The 23,531-nt window shown below is 46.4% G+C and carries 19 protein-coding genes and 1 pseudogene; 6 read left to right on the forward strand and 14 right to left on the reverse strand.

What is annotated here, in order from left to right; translation table 11 throughout:
* Positions 1-58: 58 nt before the first annotated feature.
* Positions 59-1,114 (reverse strand): BMP family lipoprotein, encoded by a 1,056-nt coding sequence (locus tag IEY34_RS02200; protein ID WP_189006887.1) that lies wholly within the window; start codon positions 1,112-1,114, stop codon positions 59-61.
* A gap of 237 nt (positions 1,115-1,351) precedes the next feature.
* On the opposite strand from IEY34_RS02200, the gene IEY34_RS02205 reads away from it, so the two are divergent.
* Entirely contained in the window at positions 1,352-2,713 is a 1,362-nt protein-coding gene (locus IEY34_RS02205) for a hypothetical protein (protein ID WP_189006888.1), read from the forward strand.
* 63 nt (positions 2,714-2,776) lie between these two features.
* Here IEY34_RS02205 and IEY34_RS02210 read toward each other — a convergent pair whose 3' ends face one another.
* A complete protein-coding gene (locus IEY34_RS02210) occupies positions 2,777-3,172 on the reverse strand; it encodes a late competence development ComFB family protein (protein ID WP_189006890.1) in 396 nt (131 codons plus the stop codon).
* 76 nt (positions 3,173-3,248) lie between these two features.
* On the opposite strand from IEY34_RS02210, the gene IEY34_RS02215 reads away from it, so the two are divergent.
* Positions 3,249-3,773, forward strand: coding sequence for a metal-dependent hydrolase (locus IEY34_RS02215; RefSeq protein ID WP_189006893.1), 525 nt, complete (start codon positions 3,249-3,251; stop codon positions 3,771-3,773).
* 78 nt (positions 3,774-3,851) lie between these two features.
* Here IEY34_RS02215 and IEY34_RS02220 read toward each other — a convergent pair whose 3' ends face one another.
* Together IEY34_RS02220 and IEY34_RS02225 are read right to left on the reverse strand one after the other, a co-directional pair.
* Positions 3,852-4,337, reverse strand: coding sequence for a hypothetical protein (locus IEY34_RS02220; protein WP_189006896.1), 486 nt, complete (start codon positions 4,335-4,337; stop codon positions 3,852-3,854).
* 123 nt (positions 4,338-4,460) lie between these two features.
* Complete coding sequence (locus IEY34_RS02225) at positions 4,461-6,212, reverse strand: sensor histidine kinase (RefSeq protein ID WP_189006898.1); 1,752 nt, start codon at positions 6,210-6,212, stop codon at positions 4,461-4,463.
* A 230-nt stretch (positions 6,213-6,442) separates the two neighbouring features.
* Between IEY34_RS02225 and greA the strand changes: the two genes are divergently transcribed.
* Positions 6,443-6,913, forward strand: a complete 471-nt coding sequence (gene greA, locus IEY34_RS02230) for a transcription elongation factor GreA (RefSeq protein WP_189006900.1) — start codon at positions 6,443-6,445, stop codon at positions 6,911-6,913.
* A 322-nt stretch (positions 6,914-7,235) separates the two neighbouring features.
* Here the strand turns inward: greA and murI are convergent, their stop codons facing one another.
* From murI to IEY34_RS02255, 5 genes are all read right to left on the reverse strand, one after another.
* Positions 7,236-8,012 carry a glutamate racemase gene (murI, locus tag IEY34_RS02235; protein ID WP_189006902.1) on the reverse strand — a complete coding sequence of 259 codons (777 nt, stop codon included), beginning with the start codon at positions 8,010-8,012 and terminating at the stop codon, positions 7,236-7,238.
* 30 nt (positions 8,013-8,042) lie between these two features.
* A complete protein-coding gene (locus IEY34_RS02240) occupies positions 8,043-8,813 on the reverse strand; it encodes a Cof-type HAD-IIB family hydrolase (RefSeq protein ID WP_229757419.1) in 771 nt (256 codons plus the stop codon).
* Positions 8,814-8,940: 127 nt separating this feature from the next.
* Entirely contained in the window at positions 8,941-9,471 is a 531-nt protein-coding gene (locus tag IEY34_RS02245; protein WP_189006906.1) for an ATP-dependent Clp protease proteolytic subunit, read from the reverse strand.
* 137 nt (positions 9,472-9,608) lie between these two features.
* Positions 9,609-9,926, reverse strand: coding sequence for an MGMT family protein (locus IEY34_RS02250; RefSeq protein ID WP_189006908.1), 318 nt, complete (start codon positions 9,924-9,926; stop codon positions 9,609-9,611).
* Entirely contained in the window at positions 9,923-10,996 is a 1,074-nt protein-coding gene (locus IEY34_RS02255; protein ID WP_189006910.1) for a lactonase family protein, read from the reverse strand. Before IEY34_RS02255 ends, IEY34_RS02250 begins: the two co-directional genes overlap by 4 nt.
* A gap of 402 nt (positions 10,997-11,398) precedes the next feature.
* Between IEY34_RS02255 and IEY34_RS02260 the strand changes: the two genes are divergently transcribed.
* Entirely contained in the window at positions 11,399-12,049 is a 651-nt protein-coding gene (locus IEY34_RS02260; protein WP_189006913.1) for a transcriptional regulator, read from the forward strand.
* An 831-nt stretch (positions 12,050-12,880) separates the two neighbouring features.
* Here IEY34_RS02260 and pruA read toward each other — a convergent pair.
* Positions 12,881-14,449 carry an L-glutamate gamma-semialdehyde dehydrogenase gene (gene pruA / locus IEY34_RS02265; protein WP_189006915.1) on the reverse strand — a complete coding sequence of 523 codons (1,569 nt, stop codon included), beginning with the start codon at positions 14,447-14,449 and terminating at the stop codon, positions 12,881-12,883.
* Between the two features lie 14 nt (positions 14,450-14,463).
* Positions 14,464-15,378: a proline dehydrogenase family protein gene (locus IEY34_RS02270; RefSeq protein ID WP_189006918.1), complete on the reverse strand. Its 915-nt coding sequence runs from the start codon at positions 15,376-15,378 to the stop codon at positions 14,464-14,466.
* A gap of 230 nt (positions 15,379-15,608) precedes the next feature.
* On the opposite strand from IEY34_RS02270, the gene IEY34_RS02275 reads away from it, so the two are divergent.
* Together IEY34_RS02275 and chrA are read left to right on the forward strand one after the other, a co-directional pair.
* Complete coding sequence (locus IEY34_RS02275) at positions 15,609-17,327, forward strand: sigma-54 interaction domain-containing protein (RefSeq protein ID WP_189006921.1); 1,719 nt, start codon at positions 15,609-15,611, stop codon at positions 17,325-17,327.
* 40 nt (positions 17,328-17,367) lie between these two features.
* On the forward strand, positions 17,368-18,573 hold the full coding sequence (chrA, locus tag IEY34_RS02280; protein WP_229757420.1) for a chromate efflux transporter: 1,206 nt from the start codon (positions 17,368-17,370) through the stop codon (positions 18,571-18,573).
* 51 nt (positions 18,574-18,624) lie between these two features.
* On the opposite strand, the gene IEY34_RS02285 is transcribed toward chrA, so the two are convergent.
* The 3 genes and pseudogenes from IEY34_RS02285 to IEY34_RS02295 form a co-directional block, all read right to left on the reverse strand.
* The gene (locus IEY34_RS02285) at positions 18,625-19,509 is read right to left on the reverse strand and encodes an SMP-30/gluconolactonase/LRE family protein (RefSeq protein ID WP_189006924.1); all 885 of its coding nucleotides are present in this window, start codon (positions 19,507-19,509) and stop codon (positions 18,625-18,627) included.
* Positions 19,510-19,545: 36 nt separating this feature from the next.
* Entirely contained in the window at positions 19,546-21,399 is a 1,854-nt protein-coding gene (locus IEY34_RS02290; protein ID WP_189006927.1) for an FMN-binding glutamate synthase family protein, read from the reverse strand.
* Between the two features lie 538 nt (positions 21,400-21,937).
* Positions 21,938-23,510 (reverse strand): annotated as a pseudogene (locus IEY34_RS02295) (ABC transporter ATP-binding protein).
* Between the last annotated feature and the right edge of the window lie 21 nt (positions 23,511-23,531).

The following is a 23,531-nucleotide window of genomic DNA, read 5'->3' on the forward strand; positions in this document are numbered from 1 at the left end:
GGAAACTGTTTACGTCACCGTAAACAGTCTCCATGGGCAATATGCGATTATTTGCTTATTATTTGACCGGGTTTTCTACTTTCACTTTACCAGAAACGATATCATCACGTATAGCTTTTACTTTCGTAATAACATCCTGTCCAACGAACGGGCTTAGCTTAGATTTGCTTTCTTTCGTTACGAAAGTAAGACCAACGCCATCTTCTTTCAAGCCGTAATCGACCGCGCCGAATTTGAATGTGCCGTTAACGAAATCTTTCACCGTTTGGTAAGCAACCGCATCTGTTCCTTTCAATTGGGAAAGAACGATATGCTCCGGATCTGTAACCGTACGGTCAATATCTTGACCGGACGTATAGAAGCCTTTTTCCTTCGCTGCTTCGAATACGCCCAAATCTCCTACAGCAGATGCGCCAGCAATGAAGTCTGCGCCTTGAGCGAATTGCGTCAATGCCAATTCTTTGGCTTTAGCTGGATCCGTGAAGCTGCCCACATAGTTCACGATGAACTTGGCATTCGGGTTAGTCGCTTTCAGACCTTCTTGAAAGCCCACTGTAAATTTCTTAATTAAAGGGATATCAACGGCTGCAACCATCCCAACTATGTTTTTCTTCGTTGCAAGACCAGCTGCTGCTCCTAACAAATAGGAAGCTTCATGTTCACGGAAAACAACGCTGCGTACGTTCGGCAGATCAACAACAGTATCGATAATCGCGAATGATTTCTTCGGATTTTCAGCTGCAACTTTTTTGAGAGCATCTTCGGATTCGAAGGAACTAGTAATGATTAGATCATAATTATCCGCTACAGCTGCGCGTAAATTTTGCTCAATAGCGCTTGCATCAGTGGATTCAACTGTTTTAACCACAACGCCAAATTCTTTACCGGCTTTTTTGACACCTTCGTCTTCTTGGGCAAAAAATGGATTGACACCGATTTTCTCTGGTGTAATCAGAATAACTTTCTTATCCGATTTAGCTGTTGGCGCTTTCGTGGCATCCGCGCTAGCAGCCGGTGCAGTCGAAGCTTTAGGAGTTGCTGTGTCCGTTTTTGCAGTTGCACAGCCAGTCATTAGTACGGTTACAGCAAAAAGGGAAATTAATGCTTTTTTCATATGGTTAGCTCCTTTGTAATTTTCTATCTGTATTTGTGAAGACTCTGTTAACGATCCTACTAAATAACTCGGACACAGTCAAAGGTTTTATTTATTTTTTCGACAAAAACCAACAAATCTGTGAAAATAGACAAAGACCCTGGATACAGGAAGAAATTGCATTGACATTGCCGATTTAAATTGATATATTTCTCTAAATCATACTATTCCTATCAGAATTTATTGGAGGTTATCATCATGAAACCATTACGCACATTACAATTAGTACGCGCTGTTGCTTTGTCAGCCGTACTTGTCTCTTCCCTTTCCGCCTTCAGCCCAGCTGCTTGGGCCGCAGATTCCACTGCAACTACGTCCACGTACAAACAATATTTGAACGATCATTTCAATGTTAGTCTATCTTCCAGTTTAACCAAAGGCGACTTCATCAATGCCGTTAACAGCATTCTCAAATTGAAAGCCAGCACACAAGATAATAAATTCACCGATCTGCAAAAGGACAGCGCTTATTACCAAGCTGCACAAGCGCTATTTGAAAAAGGAATTCTTACCAGCACTACGCTGCAAGGTGATTCGTCGCTGACGGAACAACAAGCTATTTTTATTGCTGTAAAAGCTGCCGGACTGAAAGAACTTGCTTACACATATAAGGAAGAAAAGATCAAAGCCGCGCTAGCGAAAGTACATATTGATTACGACGGAGATCATTCGTTCTCTCTGCAAGCTGCTCAGGAACTGGCCGCTGCCATCGACACCAATCTGCTTCCAACCGAATGGTTCTCACGTTTTCAGACAAACGCACCCGCAAGCAGCAGCTTTGTTGAAGACGTACTGGGCAAAGTGATTGCCTTCCAAGGCCTCGACAAGAACTATATCGGAACAACAACCGATGCGGATATTTTCAGCAAAATCAATCAAGCCTGGAAAACAGAAGATCTAATCACAGCAAGTGATTTGCGTTCCGTTTTCGATACCGCTTTGAAGCAAAATTTGGTCACAGGCTACAATTTGAAGGATGCTCGCTTCGACGCCCATTTCGATCCGAAACTCGCGCTTACTTACGGTCATTCCGACATCCAACATGCCATCCAGTTAATTGGCCTGCTGCGCAGCGAGAATATTCAAGCCAAAGTTCAACTTGAACCGAAAACGTCCGCATTCATCTATTTAAAAGAATGGGGCGAGCCACAACAAACCGACGACTACCAAGTTGTCCAAATCGAGAACGGAAACTATATCGCCTACGCCAAAGAGTATGACATTGAATTCGAGTTCGACAATGCGCAGCAAAAGGATAATTTCCAAAAGGTGATTCTTGAATATGCCAAAAAGAACAGTAAAGATCAAACCGGCCTCATCTACTCTTCATGGTGGCAGCCGCTTTACTACTCGCTGACGGACATCAAGGATTATAAAGTGATTGCGAATAACAAAATCAGTAAAGGTCATTACTATGCGCAGTCTTTCACCCTGAGCGAGAAAGCAGCTGATGTTGCATCCGGCATCAAAAAAATCAATCCTAGTCTAACGATTGAATCCTACAACTTCTGGGTTGATGAGCCTTTCTTCCATTATTTGCAGGGTGACGATTTTAAATAAGACAGAACCAAGCACGCAAGAAGGAGCTAAGCGCGTACAAGCCGCTTAGCTCCTTTGTCATGACTACTCTTCTACATGATGATGTTGATCGGCAACAATCGTTGCCGCATCCATCAATTCTCGCATCACATCGGATTGCAGTTGGGAGTTGATATACATCCCTTTTATGAACAACTGCCCTTTTTCACTGGAGGTGTAGCGGGGTGGTATTTTATTTAAAACCAAGGCAAGGATATCTTCTTTGCATTTCGTACAATCGCATTTAAGTTCATAACTTTTCGTAAACTCATCATACATATTAATCACTATAGTTTCCATCGCATTGAAGACTGCCATCCAAGTTGCTCCTTCACTTCGTCCAATATAAGCTATTATACCGCATAAACGCTTTTTCAAAAAGACGAGAAAGCTTAAACGCAACATCGTGATAGCTATTATTAAGAAGGTAGCTTTTTTCACATTTCCCCCCTCAAATGAAGGTCCCGCGACGAATGATATACAGTTATGACCAATTTATGTGAATCAGGAGTTTATCATGTTACAAAAAACACACAGTATTGCCGGATTTATTTCCGCGGAAATCGTTCTTATTAGCCAGGATATCTCTTTTTTCTCCTGGGATGCTGCCGGCGTTCTGCTGCTTGGCTGTTTGGCGGGCACACTAGCGGATGTCGATAAACCGGGATCCACGATGGCCAAAGTGCTTTTCCCCTTGTCAGCCCTGCTTCGACTACTCAAGATCAAGCATCGTACGCTTACGCACTCTCTTCTGTTCATGCTTTTGTTAGGGATGATCGCGATGCCTTTGCCGCCTTTATTTTTCTGGGCATTTCTCATCAGTTATGCTTCTCATCCACTGATCGATTTATTGAATGAGCGTGGCGTTGAACTCTTCTGGCCGATTTCGTTCAAAATTCGGATACTTCCTAAGTTTATCGCGATTGACACAGGCTCCGCCAGTGAGACCGGTTTTCGTTGGCTGCTTCTGGTCGTTAGTTTGCTTGTCCCGATTCTCCATCTCTTTCCACAGCTGCTTCATGTGGGACAGTATTTATCGTAGTTAAGGAACTGCATACTGCCGGCATTCGCAAAGGCTTCCCTCATGGTCCATTGGCCATTGGGGGACAGCCTTTATTTGTTATTTGATTGCTACAATATAATCGCCTGTATCCTTGACCAAAAACCGTGCCTGATAGACACCCTTTCGATCTGGAACCGCTACACTCTGAACATGCTCACCGACCGCAGGTATGCCGAGGAAATCCGTTAATTCCTGATTCATCCCCGCATGAAAACGCAATTCAACATTCCTGCCTTTGTTAGCAGGCGATACTACAGGCTGGCTTAGTCTAACATTCCTCGTATTGCTGGATAACTCATAATGTCTCAAGAGATCTTTGGGCACTGCCAAGTCTTCTGGAACAGAAACAAGCAGCACCGTCTCTGATTCACCACGCACTACCTGCTGCACGGTTCCTGCCACATAGTTGGGATTTAACGGATAGCCCGGCACATCCAGAAAAGTCTTCTCCGGCGAGACAAACGAGCACAGAACAAAAAGCGGAAACAAGCGCAGTAAACTTCTTTTGAATTCCAGCTTGTACCTTCGTGAGTGCATATCCATTCTGATAGCCTCCCCTCATTCTTTTATAGCGTCACGGCCCTATTCATGCCTTTACCATTTTTCTACCCGCTGAACATGAAATTGAAACAAAAAAAAGAACCAACCGAATGAATCGGTCCGTTCTTAGCTTCGCTGCATAGGAATTGAGATTTGAAAACAGATACACCCGTCTGCGACAGACACTTCAATCGTACCTTTATAGTACTCAATGCGCTCCTTCACCACGGATAATCCAAGCCCTTGATGCTCTCCCTGGCCTTTGGTGCTGTAGCCTATGGAGAACATTTGATTAAAATCATCGAGTTGAAAATCAGGCTGTACCGGGTTGGATACCGATATCGTCAACTGACCCGACTCCGACCATCCACTCACCATAACATCGCGTTCCCCAAGGGGAAATTTATTGACTTCATCGAAGGCATTATCAATTAAGTTCCCCATAATTTTCACAATGTCAACGGATTTCACACCTAATGCTAAACCTTCCAGACCTGTAAATTCATAACTGAAATTAATTTTAGTCCGCATCGCCAGTGCAATCTTCGCTTGAATTAATGCGGCAATCGCTGGATGACCAATTCGTATAATGTCATTGACATCGTTAATTTCTTCAATTAACTCTTTCATATATTTCATTTGGTCTTCTTTTTTACCATTTGCAAGCAGGGCATACATGGTTTGTACATGATTAAGGAAATCATGCCGCTGGCTGCGAATCGTCGCAAACATGAGATCTACGTTTTGGATATACAGCTCTTGGGTGGATTTCACAGCCGTTTCACGGCTTTTGGTAATAATACGAAACACAACATACAAAAATACACAGCTGAATACCGTAAACAACACGATGACAAGGAGCAAGCGAACAAGCTGATTATTCAGCGTATCCTGAATCGATTGATAATCTGAAACAATAGCAATGACATAAGGAATCTCACTTTGAACTTCGGTCATTTTTTTCTTGACAGGTACAAAAACGAAGGTTTTGAGGACAGGCTTCCCCTGCCATTTCTCTACTACACTAATGGGTTTGTTCGTCTCAATCGCTTTCCTGTAATACGTTGCATCCTGCTCATTCATAATCTCGTAAGTGCCGAATAAGAGAGGACGGTCATAGACAGAAATGAAAGGAATGCCGTTATTATCTTTATATTCGATTGGTTGTGTACCAAAGGTAACGCCATTCAAACCTGCTATCTCCAAGATATCCGGGTTGGATGATAACGTTTTTCTGACAATTGTGTCTGCGCCAACATTTTCTTTGAAGCGCTTAATTTTATCTGCGTTCACAAATACACATGTCAAATAATTCGTAGTCCCATCATGAAAATAACCGAATTTGCTAACATCACTTGAGCCAGAGGCTGGAACCTCATAGATGCCTGACCAGAAATTGGGCAGCTTTTGCCCTTCCTGTATCGTCACTTGCTTATTATCTAGCAATTGACTAAAAGCCGTGAACCAATATCCGAACGATTTGGTGCTCATAAGTTTAAGTTCCTTGGGCTCGGAAGATTTCCCGACCATAATGTCGTCACCACTGCGCATCATTAATGTGATGCCATCAATGCCTGCCCGCTTCGCCAGTTCAACTAATTGCTCGTTGGTTACCTTGGCGATGTCGGGGTCCAACTGATCATTGACATACAGGGCAACTGAACGAAGATTTTCTCCGATCAAATCTTCCACAAAGAAAGAACCAACCTCTGATTGCTCAATCGAGGTACGAATTTGAACTGCCGTAGATTCCATACGTTCGGATAAAGCTTGTGTAAGCAGCGATTTCGTAAACCAATAATAGGAGGTATTGTTCGTAACTAGCAGCAAAATAACAATAATAAATGTGATAAAGAGGACTTTGGCGTTGATTCTCATGAAGTTTCACACTTTCCTAATAATGCATCTCTTTCAGTAGTATAGTTGGATAAGAAAGCGATGTCTATCAATTAATATCCATCGTTCAAGTATGCGGGACAGCTCTGCGTCAATAGATGACGATTCAACAAAAGCGGAAATACAAAGTAGGTTTAGTTGATCAACTTGCTTTACTTGCCTCGGTTACTTTAGTAGTATAACTAGTATCGCACACATGAGGAGCTGTAAAAATGTCCAATGACGAGATCATTTTAACCCCGGACGGGTTACGTAGTTTAGAACTGGAGCTTGAAGATTTAAAAACTGTTAAACGCAAAGAGTTGGCTGCCCGGATCAAATTGGCGATTAGCTACGGAGATTTGAAGGAGAACAGCGAGTATCATTCCGCCAAAAATGATCAATCGTTTATGGAAACCAGAATTCTGACCATTGAACGAATGTTGAAAAAAGCTCGCGTCGTGAAGAACACCGATTCGTCCAAAGTTCAAGTCGGCTCTATCGTTGTCTTGAATGATGTCGAATTTGCTGAGAAAATCGAATACAAAATTGTAGGCACATCGGAAGCCGATGTCAATGAAAACAAAATTTCCTACGAGAGTCCACTCGGGATCTCCTTAATGAATAAAAAAGTTGGCGACACGATTTCAGTTAATGCGCCGATGGGCGTCATCACGTACGAACTGTTGGAAATTAAACTTTAAATAGCTGATCTCTTTGTGCCTAATAGGCAAAAATATGCGGTGAAAAAGGCTGTCCGTCAAGGGACAGCCTTTTAATATATCTACTCAAGTTAGGGGCAACCTGCAAAAGGAACTCTGGTACGTTATTTAGGCAAATAGCAGCGATGCTGGGTCAATAGCGGAACTACAGGGTCTTATTTCAACGAAAAGCGCTGAACTTCGCAGCAATCAGCCTAATAGCGCACTGTAGTTCCCTCACCCTCGCTATCATGCCACTTTTTGCTAGAATAGCGTACTGCAGTTCCCTTTCGCGAGGCCGGCGGGAATAAGATCATATGTATCCTTAGACCCCAACGTCGCGGAATACATTCAGCGCCTTTTCCATCTTAAGAATGTGTACAGCATCGTTGCTTGAGCACATGAATTTAAGATCCCCATGTCCTTCTCCTTGCAATTGGCCGCGATGCTCCAGAAGCTGGATCAGTCGTTTCACGGTTCCTGAGCTGCCATCCACAATCTGGATATGTGACGGCAGCAGGTTGCGCAAGGCCCGTCTGTAGAAAGGATAATGTGTGCAGCCCAGAACGACGGTGCCGAATGAGTCTAGATCGTAAGGCGCCAGCTGAGCATGAAAATAATCGTTGATCCGCGGACCTTCCACTTGAAGCTGCTCGCAGAATTCAACCAACTCAGGCAAAGGCAGCGAATCTACCATGCCTGTATCATCAATGCGAGAAACCAGTTCGCGATATTTGGATTCCTTCAGCGTTAGCGGCGTCGCGAATACTAGCACCCTTTTACCCGATGAACGGTTCATCTCAAGCGCAGGTTTCACCGCCGGCTCCATCCCAATGATAGGCATATCATAAAGCTTTCTAAGCTCTGCAATCGCAATGCTGGTTGCCGTATTGCAAGCAATGACGAGCGCTTTGACCTCTTCATGATGAATGGTTTCCACGCAAGCTTTGACAAAAGCAAGAACCTCATCCTTGGATTTCGTCCCGTAGGGGACGTGCAGCGTATCAGCAAAATATAAAAAATCTTCCTGAGGCAACTGCTTCATGGCTTCGTGCAAGACCGATATTCCGCCTATTCCTGAATCAAAAAAAGCTATTCTCATCGTATTCACCCTGTATGTATTCTCGCTTACTTATAGCAGTCCTGCGGTAACCAGACCGTTGCGAATCCCCTCTTCATCCACATGTGTGGTGACATGGTCCGCATAAGGCAGCAAATCTTTGTGAGAATTGCCCATCGCAATGCCGAATCCGACATAGGACAGCATCTCCATATCATTCAATCCATCGCCGAATGCAACGGCTTCTTCCGGCTTCAAACCAACAAGCTCCAGCAGCGCGGCAATGCCTTGCGCTTTGGAACCGCCTGCAGGCAGCACATCAATCGCATGTTGATGCCAGCGAATAAGCTTAAATTCCTTTTGCAATTCTTCATACAAATGTTCGTCTCCGTCTTCACAGTGCAGAAAAATTTGATAAATATCATTCGTTTTCCAAAAGTGAGGGTCGTAGCCAGGCAAATCAACCTTCAATGAGGACACAGATCCAATAACAAAGGGATGATCCTCGGTATCTGTGAAGTAGGAATGCTCCCCTTCAAAGACTAGGGAATGCTTATGTTTGGCAGCTAGCTCAACCAGAGCTTCAATGCTGCTTTTGGCAATAATGCGTTTGTAGAGCGGTTCTCCGCGATATACGGCATAGCCGCCATTCAAGCAAACATAGGAATCAATGCCGAGCTGTTCAGCTAGCGGTTTAATAAAATACGGCGCTCTCCCCGTAGCAATTACGGGTTCAATTCCTTGCTCTTTGAGCTGATGTATGGCTTGTACAGTACTAGCTGGGACTTGTTTTTCTTCATTGACTAAGGTGCCATCGATATCAAAAAAGACAATTTTATACACGGTGTGATTCTTCCTCTCCCTAGGCAGCAACGAGCGTTGCCAGCCAACTCTCTTTCTCTCATTAAACACCAAAAAGCAATAAAAAACAAAGAAAAAGAGAATCCACTCGGCTTCTCTCCACGGCTTGCTATACAATTTCATCAATGATCCCTAGCGACAAGGCTTCATCAGGGCTCATATACCAATTACGCTGGTTCTCCTGAACGCGAAGCAGCTCTTCTATGCTCAGCGTCGTTTTCGATAAAATATATTGATCATAAATGTTTTGCAGGCGCTGTGTTTCATCCACACGATTTTTCAGATGCTCCAAATGTCCATCTATATGGGTGGATACGGAATGATACATAAACGTGCTCAGTCTGCCCGCGTGCCGCTTATGTCCACTAACAGCTATCAGTAAGCTCATGCTTGCAGCAAGTCCATACACGTAGGTATGCACTGGCGTCTTGCTATTATCAATTACATTGATTAGCGCCAAGCCATCGTACACGCTGCCCCCGTTGCTATTGATGATCAGGTCAATAGGAACGCGCTTGAAATCCTTTTCTTTCTTATCTTTGTCATCATCAAATTGATTTACTTTCATGATTTGCTCGATGATTGCTTTCACAGAGCTTTTATTTATGCCATCGAAAAGATACAAGGTTCTGTCACTCATAACATGCCTCCTGTCCGTATGGCCTACTGATACAGACAGTCTATTCCTGTCTCCTAGACTTTGTAACTATTTTCAATGATTTTTGGGCTAAAAAAATGCCGTCAAGTCGATTTCTCTGCTTGACAGCATTGCTCTTGCTATATGAATTCTTCGTCTTGATGCTGAAAATGAGCCAACGAAACGAATCGTTGGTCTGTGACGGTTACCCCTTCCGCTTGCAGAAGAAAGCTCTGCATATGAGATCCATCATCACCCTGTATCGCAATTTCACCTTTGGCATTAATCACTCTATGCCAAGGTAGGCGATGTTTGGTGCTCATCGCATGTAAAATACGCACAACCTGCCTAGCTCCCCTCGGACTACCGGCAAGTCGCGCAATCTGTCCATACGTCATGACTTTGCCCTCAGGGATGGATCGGATGATCTGAATAACACGCTCCGTGAACGGTGTCATTGTGTACCGGCGAATTTAATGCAAACTGGTTTAGACAGCTTAAGCTCGCTTCCAGTTGGCTTTAGTTTGCCGGTTACCGCATCTCTGGAGAAGGAAACGATATTGTCCGTATCCTTATTGGCTACGAGCACATGCTTCCCATCAGGCGAAATGGCGAAATTACGCGGATGTTTGCCAAGTGCAGGCGCATATTCCACGATGGATAATAACCCTGTCGCGGCATCAATCGCATACACCACAATGCTTTCATGTCCGCGATTTGAGCCATATAGAAAGCGACCATCTGGAGATACATGAACATCCGCGCAAGCATTCTCACCTTCGAACGTATCAGGCAAGGTAGAAATCGTTTGAATTTCCGTTAATTCGCCGCGCTCTTCGTCGTAACGGAACGCCGTAACCGTCGAACCTAGTTCATTGATCACGTACCCGAACGCATAGGACGGGTGGAAAACAAAATGCCGTGGACCTGATCCCGGATTGACTTGTACTTCGCTATGAGGAAACAGTTTCTTCTCCGCTAGGTCAAGTTTATACAGCTTTATCTTGTCCAAGCCTAAGTCGCAAACCCCTACGTATCGGCTGGTGCGATCCAAGAAAACAGAATGTGCACGAGGTCTATCCTGCACGGTGAGGACGCTTGCTCCATGATGCTGCTGAATATCCGCTGTAGTCCCTATGCGGCCATCGTCTAATATTGGAGATAAACCAACCATTCCGCCATGATAGCTGGAGACCATCACGACTTGGTTGTCATGATCTAGCTGAATATGACATGTCGTTGCTGGCAAGGTTACCTCATTATTCAGGAATGTTAAATCCCCATTGGCAGGATTAACCGCGTACGCGCTAGCCGCTCCGCAGCGCTGCTGATTGGCATCCAAGCCTTCCGTTAAAGCATACAGTCTCCAATTTGTCGCATCGACAGTTAGAAAGGTTGGATTCTGCAAACCATCTACTTGATGCGTGAGCTCCAAGCTGCCATCCTCCGTATCGTATTGACAGGTGTATACACCTGGATTAGCCGCGTCAGCGTAAGATCCTATGAAAGCAAATGTCTTTTTCGTCATTTCCCCATGCCACTCCTATTCATCTCTCATTTTCTAGATGCATTATCTCAAATCCGCATGAAAGGAGCAAGCGTTCGGCAGGAGATCTGCGGGATTGGACCGGTGGGCTCAGCCGCTGGGCTGCGCGACGGTTTGGCGCCGGCATGCTCCGGCGGTTTGGCGCTGGCGTGCGCCGGCGGTTATGCCCGCCTAAACTGCAGCTAGCTAGCTTGGCATCTTTTTCGAGTTGAGCTGGCACCCCGTTTCATAATCCGGTATACTTTAGGTATCTAAATCAAGCTGGTCGTGAAGCACACGCCGCTTTCCATGATGTTAGTCCGGATTCATTTCTGGTCGAGCATAGTGGAAAGCGGCGTTTTGTTTTATTATCCGGCAAATCTTAATGAAGGTGGGATGAGAGGAATGAAATTTGAACAAGCGTTCGAGGCATTCATGTCTTCACAAATTATTGCGGAGACGAACAATCGCAGGCGAGAACGGTTAGAGCGTGGGCTTGGCTATGCAGAAATAGAATTTCTACGAAGCGTTTGGTATCCAGCAGCAGGAAATTTCAATCACTTATACCCTGAATGGGAGGTAAAAGATTTCTCCAACAACTATCGTTATTTAGACTTTGCCTATATGCCAGGTCAAGTAAAAGGCGCGATCGAGATTCAAGGTTATAGCTCCCACGCCAGAGATATGGAAATCTGGAGATTCAAAGACCTGTGTATTCGGCACTGTTACCTGGCTTTGGACGGATGGGTCGTCATGCCGCTTGCCTTTCCTTCGATTACAGAGTCACCCAAGCAATGCCAGCAGCTTATGCTTTCTTTTATCGGAAAATTTATTTCAACGCACGTGCCCGTATCTCTGTCTTGGGTTGAAAACGAAACCATCAGATTCGCACGAGGCTTGCTCCGCCCCTTCCCACCATCTGAACTTTCAGCACATCTCAAAGTCAGTACAAAATACGCAAGGATAATTCTGCATCGTTTATGCGACATGCAACTACTAGTTGTTACGAAAGGGCAGGAACGAGCCCGTATGTACCAGTTGAATCTAGCCATTTAAGCAGGAAGTAAGCAACAATCCTTTCGAAACGGAACTATGATCCGCTAAATAGCTCAAAAACAGCAAATTGCAGTTGAAAGGGAACTATGATCACTTATTCCACTTCTAAGGGGTGAACTTCCAGCCAATTAGATAAAATAGCGTATCATAGTTCCCTCTGACTAGCTGAATGGCTGCTTTGTTGATAAATAAGGGAACATAGTTCCCTCAGGAAGGGAAGAGCGGCGAGGCGAAAGGGCTGAGTGGGCGGTAGGGTAGGGCTTGGCGAAAGGACGAGGCCTGGCAAAGGACAAGGCTTGGTATCAGCTATATCCAACTTGGCCAGTTGACTCAGTTACGTTCCAGCTACTCTTACTTACTCTTTACCGCTCCTAGTTACTCTCTGATGCTTCCGGCTACTCTTACTTACTCTTTACCGCTTCTAGTTACTCTCTGCTACTTCCAGCTACTCTTACCTACTCTTTACCGCTCCTAGTTACTCTCTGCTGCTTCCAGCTACTCTTACCTACTCTTTACCACTCCTAGTTACTCTCTGATGCTTCCGGCTACTCTTACTTACTCTTTACCGCTTCTAGTTACTCTCTGCTACTTCCAGTCTCTTAACTATTCACTGATACACCAGCTACTCCTTGCCACTCACCTTACTATTAGTTACTTTTAGCTACTATTAGTTACTTGCAGCTATCATCGTTACTTGCAGCTATCATCGTTACTCTCTGCTACTTGTCACTCTCAGTTCCCACACTTACACCCAACTGAATCAGCCCCGCCGCGGCAGCAATCAAAAAATAAGAAGGCTGGACTCGCGTCCGCCTTCTCTAATTCAACCATTTAAACCTTGCGCGAAGTCAGCTTCGCTTGTGTGAACAGCAGCAGGTAGTCGTAGCCGCCTGCTTTGGAGTCGGTTCCCGACATGTTGAAACCGCCGAACGGATGCACCCCAACCAAGGCGCCTGTGCATTTGCGGTTAATATACAAGTTGCCGCAACGTACCGTGTCCAGTGCCTCTGCAATGCGCTGCTCATCCGCCGAGAAATACGAACCGGTCAAACCGAACTCCGTATCGTTGTACATCGCGATAGCTTCCTGCCAGTCTTTGGCTTTGGCAATCGCAAGCACAGGTCCGAAAATCTCCTCCTGCATCAAACGTGCTTTGCCGCTAACATCACCGAAGACCGTTGGCTGAAGGTAATAGCCGTTGCCTTCTGCTTTGCTGCCGCCTGCAAGCAGTGTTCCTTCTTGTTTGCCAATCTCGATGTAATCCAGGATACGCTCATACGAAGCTTTATCGATGACAGGACCTGCCGCGAAGTTAAGCTCTGGCAAACCGCTTTGCAGCTTGCCTGTCAATGCAACCACCTTGGCTACCACTTCCTCGTAGACGGATTCCACGATGATGGCACGGGAGCCAGCTGAACATTTCTGGCCTTGGAAACCAAAAGCGGAAGCCACAATCGCTGCGGCTGCGGCATCAAGATCGGCTGTTTCGTCGACGACGATCCCGTCTTTTCCGCCCATTTCAGCGACTACTCGTTTGATCCAGATTTGGCCTGGCGCCGTGTCCGCAGCAAGTCTGTTAATACGCAAGCCGACTTCCTTGGACCCAGTGAAGCTAATAAAACGTGTCTTAGGATGCGTCGTCAAATAATCGCCCACTTCCGCTCCACTGCCGGGAATGAAGTTAATAACGCCAGCTGGAAGCCCGACTTCCTCCATCAAGGCAATAAATTTGTGAGCAATTACCGGTGTCGTAGAAGCTGGCTTCAGCAGCACCGTATTTCCGGAAACAACCGCAGCTGTCGTCATCCCTACACAGATGGCAAGCGGGAAATTCCAAGGAGGAATAACAACACCTACCCCAAGTGGGATATAGGAAATGCGGTTGTTCTCACCTGGAATTCGCACAAGCGGCTGGGTTTCATTAATCTCGCTAAGACGGATCATTTCACGCGCATAGAACTCTATAAAGTCAATGGCTTCTGCCGTATCTACATCGGCTTCCACATAGTTTTTACCGGATTCAAGAATCATTAATGCGGAAAATTCATGCTTGCGCTCACGCATCAGCGCAGCAGCTTTCAGCAAATACTCCGCGCGTTCGCGGGCCGGAACTTTTTTCCAAAGTTCAAACGTCTCCAAAGCCACGTTCATCGCTTTCTCAGCAAGCACTTGATCTGCTTTGCTCACATAACCAATGATTTCATCGACATTTCCAGGGTTAATCGACGTAATTTTTGCCTCAGTCACTACTTTTTCAGCACCGATATGAAGCGGATATTCGCGACCCAGCTCGCTTTTCACTTTGGAGATAGCTGCTTGCAGCGACTTCTGATTCACCTCAAGATTAAAATCTGTAAAAGGCTCATTCGCGTAAGTACTAACCGTTTTATAAGTGGGCATGATAAATCTCCTCTCTATTTGAACATATTTTTAAGCACAAACCAGACATTCGCTGGACGTTCAGCCAGCCTTCTCATGAAATAGCCGAACCAATCCACACCATAAGGCACATAAACGCGGACTCGATAGCCTTCTTTGACTAGCTGTTTTTGCAACTCTTCGCAAATGCCATAGAGCATTTGAAATTCAAATTGCTGATTAGGAATTTGCTGGTCATGGACGAATTGTTTGGTGAACTGAATAATCGCTTCATCATGACTGGCAATCGCCGTATAGTGACCATTTAGCAGATGTTTCTGAATGATTTTTTTATAATTCTCATCAACATCGCTTTTTTCTGGAAATGCTACTTGCGGGGATTCCTTATAGGCCCCCTTCACAAGTCGCAGATTAGCTGCTAGCCCATCTAAATCATCTATATCCTGCATGGTGCGGAACAAATAAGCTTGGATGACGATCCCTACATTGTCATAGTCTTGGCGAAGTTCTCTGTAAATATCTAAGGAGATTTGGCAATGCGCGAAATCCTCCATATCAATGCGTACGAAGTTATCATACAACCGCGCGCGATCCAGAATTCGTTTCATATTGCTGATGCATAGGTCCCTGCTGATGTCCAGACCCAGCGATGTCATTTTTAAAGAAAGATTGGAGGTAACCCCTGACTCCGCAATCGCATCCAAAGTCTGCATGCACATAGCGGCAGATTCCAACGCTTCCTCTTCGCTAAAAACGAACTCGCCCAAATGATCCAAAGTCGCTACGCGCCCATCCTGATTCAGCGCATGTACAGCTGCGATGGATTGGGCGATCGTTTCTCCGGCCACAAAGCGAGCCGCTCCAAAGCGCAATCCGTATTTTTTGGCTAAGCGGTTTGCCGCGCGACTTTTGCCCAACGATTGAAACATATTACGCATCATAAGTTCCATCTGTGTGATCCCTCCCAAAGGGAATTGTACAATATTGTTTAATTGTTAATTTTATTGTACAACATAACTTTATATTTGAACACAATTTGTTCAATATAATCATAAGTGTTTACCAAAAACTTTTATCTCTCATTTCTTCATCATACTCAGAGCAACCACCTAACGTGTTGAATCGCCCCCCTTTTCATGGTAAATTTATAGCAAATGCAGCTACACAAAATGAGGTCATTATGTTCAAAAATGAACACATCCCGTTGAACACTACCATTGTCCAACTCCCATTAGACATTTCCCTTCTAGAGATTGCTGCCTATTTGCAGCAAGGAAAAGCGGTCTTCACCGAATTGAACGATGTCATAAGCTTATTCACACCAGAAGAAGCCTCTCTGCTGTCTTGTTTTAAAGCCAGCACGCTTCATGAACTAGTAGAAGAAACCAGTTATTTTACAACGCAAGCCATCTCATTACCTACCAGTTCACTCCTTCCCGAGCTCATTCAGACAACGAATCGACCGCTGCTTATCAAGGATAAAAAAGGCACTGTTCGGGGATACGCCGCGTTATTAGACCTTTATCAGGCTTCTGTTCTTGAACAACACAAATGGGCCTCCTATTTCGCTGTGCTTGCCGATACCGTCACAGATGCTGTGACCGTCGTCGATCGAGATGGAGCCGTTATCTGTTGGAATCATGTCGCCGAAGAACTGTATCATCTGCCAAGTGCCGATGTGCTGGGGAAACGTATCGGTGAACATTTTGATGTGGAAACGCTGATGGTCCTGAAAATTTTGGACGAAGGCCGCGTAATTCGCAATACGTACCATCGCCCAAGACCTGACACGCATGTCCTGATTAATGCTTCGCCGATCCGCGACGGACATGGTCAGATTATTGGCGGTATCGCAACGGAACAAGATATTACACAGTTGGTGCGACTGAATGAACAACTAACAACCGCTGATTCATATGGTATTGCCCAAGTCGAGCAAGCGAATGATTTATTCAGCTTGATTTCCGGCAAAGGCCCCGCCATCGGTAAAGTCATCCAATGGGCCAAGAAGGTCGCCGCGACAGAAACACCCGTCCTCCTCATCGGAGAATCGGGTGTCGGCAAAGAACAGTTGGCTCATATCATTCACCAATCCAGTTCAAGAGCCCAAGAACCATTCTTGACCTTGAATTGCGGGATTGTACCTTCGGGATTGCTTGAAGCTGAACTTTTCGGTTACCAAGGAGGTGCCTTCAGCGGAAGCGAAAGCGGGCAAGCCGGGAAATTAGAGCAAGCCAAAGACGGCACCTTGTTTATCAATGAAATCGAGAAGCTGCCTCTGGATCTACAGGCCAAGCTTTATCATTCCCTGACACAGCAAACGATCATCCGTTCCGGCGGCACGCTGCCAATCGGCGTGCGGACACGAATTATCATTGCAACAACGGCGGACTTGGCCGGCAAACTAGCGAAGCAGGAATTCCGTCCTGATTTGTACTATGCGCTCAACGTGATATCCATTCGGATTCCGCCCCTGCGAGATCGAACCGAAGATATCCCTGCCATGGTGCAAATGTATCTCAAGCAGTTTTCCTTACAGTACCAGAAGCCGGTTCCGACGCTCTCACCGGAAGTTCTTCTGGCCTTCACCAACCACGATTGGCCGGGCAATATCCAGGAATTAAAAAACGTAATCGAACGCTGCCTCATTCTCAGCGACGAAGATACGATCCAGCTTGAGCACCTGCCCACAGCTTTGCAGCAGCTGCAGCCAAGTCTTGCTCTCGCGGAGTCTGACAACCAGACCAGCATAAGGGCGAAAATTTCCGAGGATGAAGAAATGATTTTCATTGAAGAAGCGCTGGTCAAAACAGGAAGAAACAAAAGCGCTGCCGCTAAGCTGCTCGGCATATCCCGCGGCACTTTGTACAATAAAATGAGAGAGTTTGGATTGGAGTAACAGATGAGCTCGCTCAGGGGGCACATGGGGAGGAATCGCATTGAAGCCTGCTTCAATCCTGCAATCAGTTAAACGAAGTCCTTATCTCGAAGTATTATGGGTATCAACCAAATTGGGACTGACCTCCTTCGGAGGACCGATCGCGCATTTGGGCTATTTTCATCATGAATATATTCAAAAAAGAAAATGGATGGACGAGAAAAGCTATGCTGATCTCGTAGCTCTCTGTCAATTTCTCCCTGGTCCTGCGAGCAGTCAGGTCGGAATTGGAATCGGAACGATTCGTGCTGGACTGCTCGGAGGAGCTTTAGCTTGGCTTGGTTTCACGCTGCCTTCCATTCTCATCCTTCTGTTCTTCGCACTCCTCATGCAAACGATGGACATCAGCAGTGCCGGATGGATTCACGGACTCAAAATCGTAGCTGTCGCGATTGTCGCACAAGCTGTCCTCAGCATGGGCAAAAAACTCGCTGCAACGAAGAGCACCGCCTCCATTGCATTTGTTGCCGCTTCTATCACATTGCTGTGGCAAGAAGTTTACAGCCAACTCCTGATTATCTTCCTAGCCGGACTTATTGGCATGTTTGCCTTCAAAACGGTGTCCCAACAGGAGAACAACAGTCTCATAGAGATCAGAGTTCCTCGCTCAGCAGCGATTCTTTGTCTAATTCTGTACGTATTGCTATTGGTAGTTCTCCCAACGATAAGTAGTCTGGGACACTCTCAATCACTTGCTCTTTTCGATTCTTTTTATCGTGTCGGTTCCTTAGTTTTTGGAGGCGGGCATGTCATTCTTCCACTCTTGGAACGTGAGGTCGTACCGCCAGGCTGGATCAGCAAAGAAGTGTTTCTGGCTGGATATGGCGCTGCCCAAGCTGTCCCAGGTCCACTTTTTACATTTGCCACTTATTTGGGTGCTATGTTCCTTGGTTTCAAAGGGGCTGTTGTCAGCACTCTGGCGATTTTTCTGCCTGCCTATTTACTCATTGTTGGGGCTTTGCCCTTTTGGAAATCCTTACGCGCTAATCTCAAAGTCCAGGGCGCACTCATCGCCATTAATGCCGCCGTTGTTGGCATCCTGCTGGCAGCCTTGTACAATCCGCTTTGGACAACAGCTATTGTCCATTCCACTGATTTCGCCCTTGCCCTTCTCCTTTTTGGTTTACTAGTCGTTTGGAAATTGCCCCCTTGGATCATCGTGCTGCTTGGGGCTGCGGCTGGTGAGGTTTTGACGTATTTGGGGTAGATGCCGGCTGGTTTGTGCGTGCCGACACCCCTTGCCCAATTACTCCTCCATCTAGGCTTGACCGAACGAATATGTTTTCGTCCCCTTCACACCGGGCTTGACAGCGAATAGGCCACCGGCATGCGGTTGATCCGCTGCCTGTTCCGGCTGAAGCCCCTTGCGCGCCGTCGTAATATACAAAACATCTAAATCCTTGCCGCCAAACATACAAGATGAGGCTTTGGCTGCGGGAACTGCAATGGACGATAGCTTTTGCTTGGTGCGAGGATTCCAGCGGGACACCTGCCAACCATCCCAATGCGCAATCCAGAGCATCCCCTCTTCATCGATGGTCATGCCGTCAGGAAATCCTTGCTCATCCCGAAAATCGATCAAGACCTGCGGATTGCTAATCTGCCCTCGCTCCGCATCAAAATCAAAGCTGTACACCAACTTCTTCATCGAATCTACGTAGTACATTTCTTTCTCATCCAGGCTCCAGGCAATGCCGTTGGACACGCCGACCCCATCAAACACTTTGCGATAGCTGCAATCCGTGTCCAGCACATACAATGCGCCGCTTTCGGATTGTTCTGCGTTGTCCATGGTACCCGCCCAGAATCTTCCTTGGGCATCGCACTTCCCATCATTAAAGCGATTGCCAGGGATATGCGCTTCGGGATCTATCAAGGCAGTTAGCTTACGATCCAATAGATCATACCATTGAAAACCCGATTGGGTAGCTAGCATCACCTTGTTATCCCCTGCTGGCACAACGGCTCCAACATGTTCGCCGATTGAATAATCTTCATTTTCCCCTGTAGCTGGATCGAACCGCCCGAACTTTTGCCCTATAATATCAACCCAATACAGCTTTTCTTCCTTGGCATACCAACTTGGCCCTTCAGCCAGGGTTGCCTTGGCATCCAGGACTAGCTCCACGTTCTGAATACTCATTTTCCAAACTCCTCTCTTTGTTAACGCTTAGGATGATTAGGATGATTTCACGGCATGAATAGGAGGAAACGAAATCTCAACCGGAAGTGGAGATAATTTATCCATCCGTGTAGCCAGCGCATTTTTATCCTTGAAAGTAACATGGCTTCGCTCGAAAAGCACGGGAGACTCAAGCCCGCACGATGCGCCTAACATGAAGACACCTTCACGCAAAGTAGCCAAATAGTTCGCTGTGCGAAAACGCTTCTCTTCCACGACAAGCCCTTGCTTGAGTTCCGGCTTGTGACTTGTGACGCCTGTCGGGCATTCATTGGTATTGCATTTGAGCGCGTTGATACAGCCGATTGTATTCATCGCTGCTCTCGCTACATTCACGAGATCAGCGCCGAACGAGAAGGCAATCGCCATTTTATCTGCTGTTGCCAGCATACCACTGGCGAATACTTTGACGCGATCCCTAACGCCATATTGACGCAGTGTATTATCAATGATGAGGATCGCCGAGTAAAGCGGCAGCCCTAGCGAGTCCGCCATCTCCATGTAAGTGGCGCCCGTGCCCCCTTCCCCGCCGTCAACAGTGATGAAATCCGGCGCCTGGCCGGTTTCCTGCATGTATGCGGCCATCTCTTCAATGGCATGTTCACTGCCTGCTACGACTTTAATCCCAACCGGCTTGCCCGAAATCCGCCGCAATTTGGCAATAAAGTCAAACAAGCTGGGGATATCGTTGAAATCGGTAAAGCGATTCGGCGATTCCACATCATAGTTCCAATCCATCGGTATGCCGCGGATTTTGCGGATCATCGGGGTCAGCTTGCTCTTCGGCAGCTTGCCGCCCCGCACTTTGGCGCCTTGCGCCAGTTTCAGCTCGATAAGCTTTACTTCCGCTCTCCCAGCAGTGCGCAGAAATTCAGCTTCATCGAAGGTACCGATGGCATCGGAGCGCGAACCATTCTTCGCCGATCCAATTTGATAGATGAGATCCGTTTCTTTTTTAAGCAAATAGCCGCTGGCTGCCAGCCGGTTTACAGCCAGAATGTAAGGATGATCCTCCATTGCAAAAACATCCATGGAATCGTATTCGATATGCGCTAATTCCTTAAGAATTTCAAAATTGGAGACGAGCTTGCGCTTCTTAATGAAGTCATAAACAATAAGTTCATCCGGTTGCACAGGCATTTGGTGCGAATGTTCAAGCATTTCATACACTTTAGATAAATGATAGGGCGCTAATCCCCCTTCGCCCGTGTTCATCCACGTTCCTGTTGCAATAGCAGCACCTTGCGCCAGCGCCATGACCGCATGATCAGATAACGACCCGAAACTCATGGCCGAAATACCAATGAACCCTTTGGTTATGTAAGGCTCCGGCACTTGATTGTATTCGCCGATAACGACCGCGTGCTGATCCTGCAGCAGCCATGGATTCGAGGAGGTTTGGAACCTTTTCTCCTTTCTGGAGATCATTCCCTCACTCATGATTTGATATTTGTAGGTAGTTGTAATTGGCTTGGATTGATCGACGGCAAGCTCATTCATATTTTTGGGAAACATCGAATTATTCAAGAAAAAGCCTTCTTGGGAAAAGTCTTTGCGCGAACCAAAGCCAATAACCGTTGAGCCATATTTGCCTGCTTTGGCAATATAGCCTTGCGTATCGCGATCAATCGGCTTGCCCTCCTTATCTCCCCAAATAAAATATTGCCGCAGCTCGGGCCCAAGCATCTCGAATACATAACGCAGTCGACCGATGACCGGATGTGTTTTGAGAATGGAATGCTGCTTCTGAATGTATCGATCCCATACATACACACCCGCAATACCTACTGGCAGCGCTAATATCACTACTTTGGTCATAATATCAATAAACGTCCATAGCCATTCGAACATGAGCAACCCCTCTTTTCCCATCTGTATACAAGATACATTCGCAGCGAATGAGGCAAATTCCTCTAAGAAAACGCATACAACTTCCAACTTCTGCCTAAGAAAAACGGCTTCGCCGCCCTGATAGATAAGTCTCTTCTTAGCGGCAAAACCTTGTAAGGGAACTAGAGGACGCTAATTAGGCAAAAAGTAGGGATGCGTGCGTAATAGCGGAACTACAGGGTCTTATATCCTCGAAAACACAAGAAAATTCCCATGAAACGGCAAAATAGCGTACTGTAGTTCCCTCACCTTACCGAAAATGACACTTTTGGCTAGAATAGCGCACCATAGTTCCCTTACGTCCGCTCGAGGCAGCTGGAGTAATTCCGTGTTCACTCCAAAACATATAAACTCTTATATATAAATAAAAGAATACTTCTGCTTCCCCGCCGTTTATTCCACTCTAACTTTCACAACAAAAAAATCGTTCTTCGCTAAACGGAGGTACTCCCCCACCTGCGAAAGAACGATTTGTTTGAACATGGATTATTTACAACGATCAACTGCCAAATTGGGCTTCATGCAGCTGGCTGTAGATGCCGCCCGCCGCAATTAGGTGCTGGTGACTGCCCTGCTCGCTAATGCCATCTTGCGTCACGACTACGATCCGATCAGCATTCTTGATCGTGGCTAGTCGGTGAGCGATGATCAGCGTGGTTCGCCCTTGCGACAATTCGGCAAGCGATTGTTGAATCGCTCGCTCTGTTTCCGTATCCAGCGCCGATGTCGCTTCATCCAAGATCAGAATGGGCGGATTCTTGAGAAACATCCGCGCGATGGCCAGCCGCTGCTTCTGTCCGCCCGACAGCTTCACACCTCGCTCGCCGATAATCGCTTGCAGCCCCTCCTTCTGGGCAAGGATGAAATCCTCCAGACGAGCTCGCCGTGCGGCCTCCCAGATAGCCGCATCACTTGCACGCAAATCTCCGTAGGCAATGTTCTCACGAATCGTGCCTGAGAAGAGGAAGACATCCTGTTGAACAATGCCGATCTGGCTGCGCAAAGACCTCAGCTTGAGATTGCGAATATCGATCCCATCCAGCGTGATGCTGCCTTCATCTACTTCGTAGAAACGCGGCAGCAAGCTGCATAGCGTTGTTTTGCCCGCTCCCGAAGGACCGACGAAAGCGATTGTTTCTCCGGCACGTATGCTCAGATCAATACCTTGCAGCACCTTCGCTTCATTCTCATAGCCGAATGTAACCCCTTGATACCGGATATCGCCGCGCAGGTTAGGAATGTCCAGGGCTCCCGGCGCATCTGCGATATCGGGGGCCGTTTCCAGCAGCTCCAGATAGCTTTTGAATCCGGCAATGCCTTTGGGATAGCTTTCAATCACAGAATTAATCTTATTAATAGGACCCAGGAAAACATTGGACAACAGCAGGAACCCAACGAATTCCCCGGAAGTCATCTCACCAGTGACGACGAACCAAGTGCCGCAAACCAGAACGAACAAGATAATCAGGCGCATCAGCAAATAGCTTATCGAGGCGTTTTGCGCTTGAATTTTGTAGGAGTGGAACTTCGTTTGACGATACTGCTCGTTGTTTTGGGCAAACTGCCCCGCTTCGTGCTCCTCATTGGTAAACGCCTGAACGACACGTACACCTCCGATGCTGTCTTCCACCCGCGCATTAAACTCTGCGATATCTTTGAACATCCGGCGGAAGGCCTGCATCATTTTACGGTTAAAATGAAGTGCCAAATAGATGAGCCCCGGAATTACGATGACCGTCAGCAAAGCGAGCTTCCAATTGATGAACAGCATCAGAACAAATGCGCCGATTAAGGTCATCACGGCAATAAACAAATCCTCTGGCCCATGATGCGCCATTTCGCCAATCTCCATCAGATTGCTGGTCATACGAGCCATGAGATGGCCGGTCTTATTGTTGTCAAAGAAGCGACATGATAATCTCCCATTTGCCGCTGGGGAGCAGATCATCGACAAAGCGGTTGACGATCAAAGGAAAGCCGAGTTCCAGCAGCGCCGAGAAGACGGCGCAGCAGAAATCGACCATAAATAAAGTCCGATAAGGTTTATAGTAAGCGAAAAACTTCCGCAGCATTAGAATCACTTCCTCACAAAT

This window comes from Paenibacillus marchantiophytorum, assembly GCF_014640555.1.
Classification (GTDB): domain Bacteria; phylum Bacillota; class Bacilli; order Paenibacillales; family NBRC-103111; genus Paenibacillus_E; species Paenibacillus_E marchantiophytorum.

Bases quoted from the DNA above. Each gene is read 5' to 3' on its own strand.
- murI (WP_189006902.1), bottom strand. From the start codon at position 8,012: ATGAGAATAGCTTTTTTTGATTCAGGAATAGGCGGAATATCGGTCTTG.
- pruA (WP_189006915.1), bottom strand. From the start codon at position 14,449: ATGCCCACTTATAAAACGGTTAGTACTTACGCGAATGAGCCTTTTACA.
- IEY34_RS02250 (WP_189006908.1), bottom strand. From the start codon at position 9,926: ATGACACCGTTCACGGAGCGTGTTATTCAGATCATCCGATCCATCCCT.
- IEY34_RS02255 (WP_189006910.1), bottom strand. From the start codon at position 10,996: ATGACGAAAAAGACATTTGCTTTCATAGGATCTTACGCTGACGCGGCT.
- IEY34_RS02260 (WP_189006913.1), top strand. From the start codon at position 11,399: ATGAAATTTGAACAAGCGTTCGAGGCATTCATGTCTTCACAAATTATT.
- IEY34_RS02285 (WP_189006924.1), bottom strand. From the start codon at position 19,509: ATGAGTATTCAGAACGTGGAGCTAGTCCTGGATGCCAAGGCAACCCTG.
- greA (WP_189006900.1), top strand. From the start codon at position 6,443: ATGTCCAATGACGAGATCATTTTAACCCCGGACGGGTTACGTAGTTTA.
- IEY34_RS02215 (WP_189006893.1), top strand. From the start codon at position 3,249: ATGTTACAAAAAACACACAGTATTGCCGGATTTATTTCCGCGGAAATC.
- IEY34_RS02290 (WP_189006927.1), bottom strand. From the start codon at position 21,399: ATGTTCGAATGGCTATGGACGTTTATTGATATTATGACCAAAGTAGTG.
- IEY34_RS02270 (WP_189006918.1), bottom strand. From the start codon at position 15,378: ATGGAACTTATGATGCGTAATATGTTTCAATCGTTGGGCAAAAGTCGC.
- IEY34_RS02200 (WP_189006887.1), bottom strand. From the start codon at position 1,114: ATGAAAAAAGCATTAATTTCCCTTTTTGCTGTAACCGTACTAATGACT.
- IEY34_RS02245 (WP_189006906.1), bottom strand. From the start codon at position 9,471: ATGAGTGACAGAACCTTGTATCTTTTCGATGGCATAAATAAAAGCTCT.
- IEY34_RS02220 (WP_189006896.1), bottom strand. From the start codon at position 4,337: ATGGATATGCACTCACGAAGGTACAAGCTGGAATTCAAAAGAAGTTTA.
- IEY34_RS02225 (WP_189006898.1), bottom strand. From the start codon at position 6,212: ATGAGAATCAACGCCAAAGTCCTCTTTATCACATTTATTATTGTTATT.
- IEY34_RS02205 (WP_189006888.1), top strand. From the start codon at position 1,352: ATGAAACCATTACGCACATTACAATTAGTACGCGCTGTTGCTTTGTCA.
- IEY34_RS02275 (WP_189006921.1), top strand. From the start codon at position 15,609: ATGTTCAAAAATGAACACATCCCGTTGAACACTACCATTGTCCAACTC.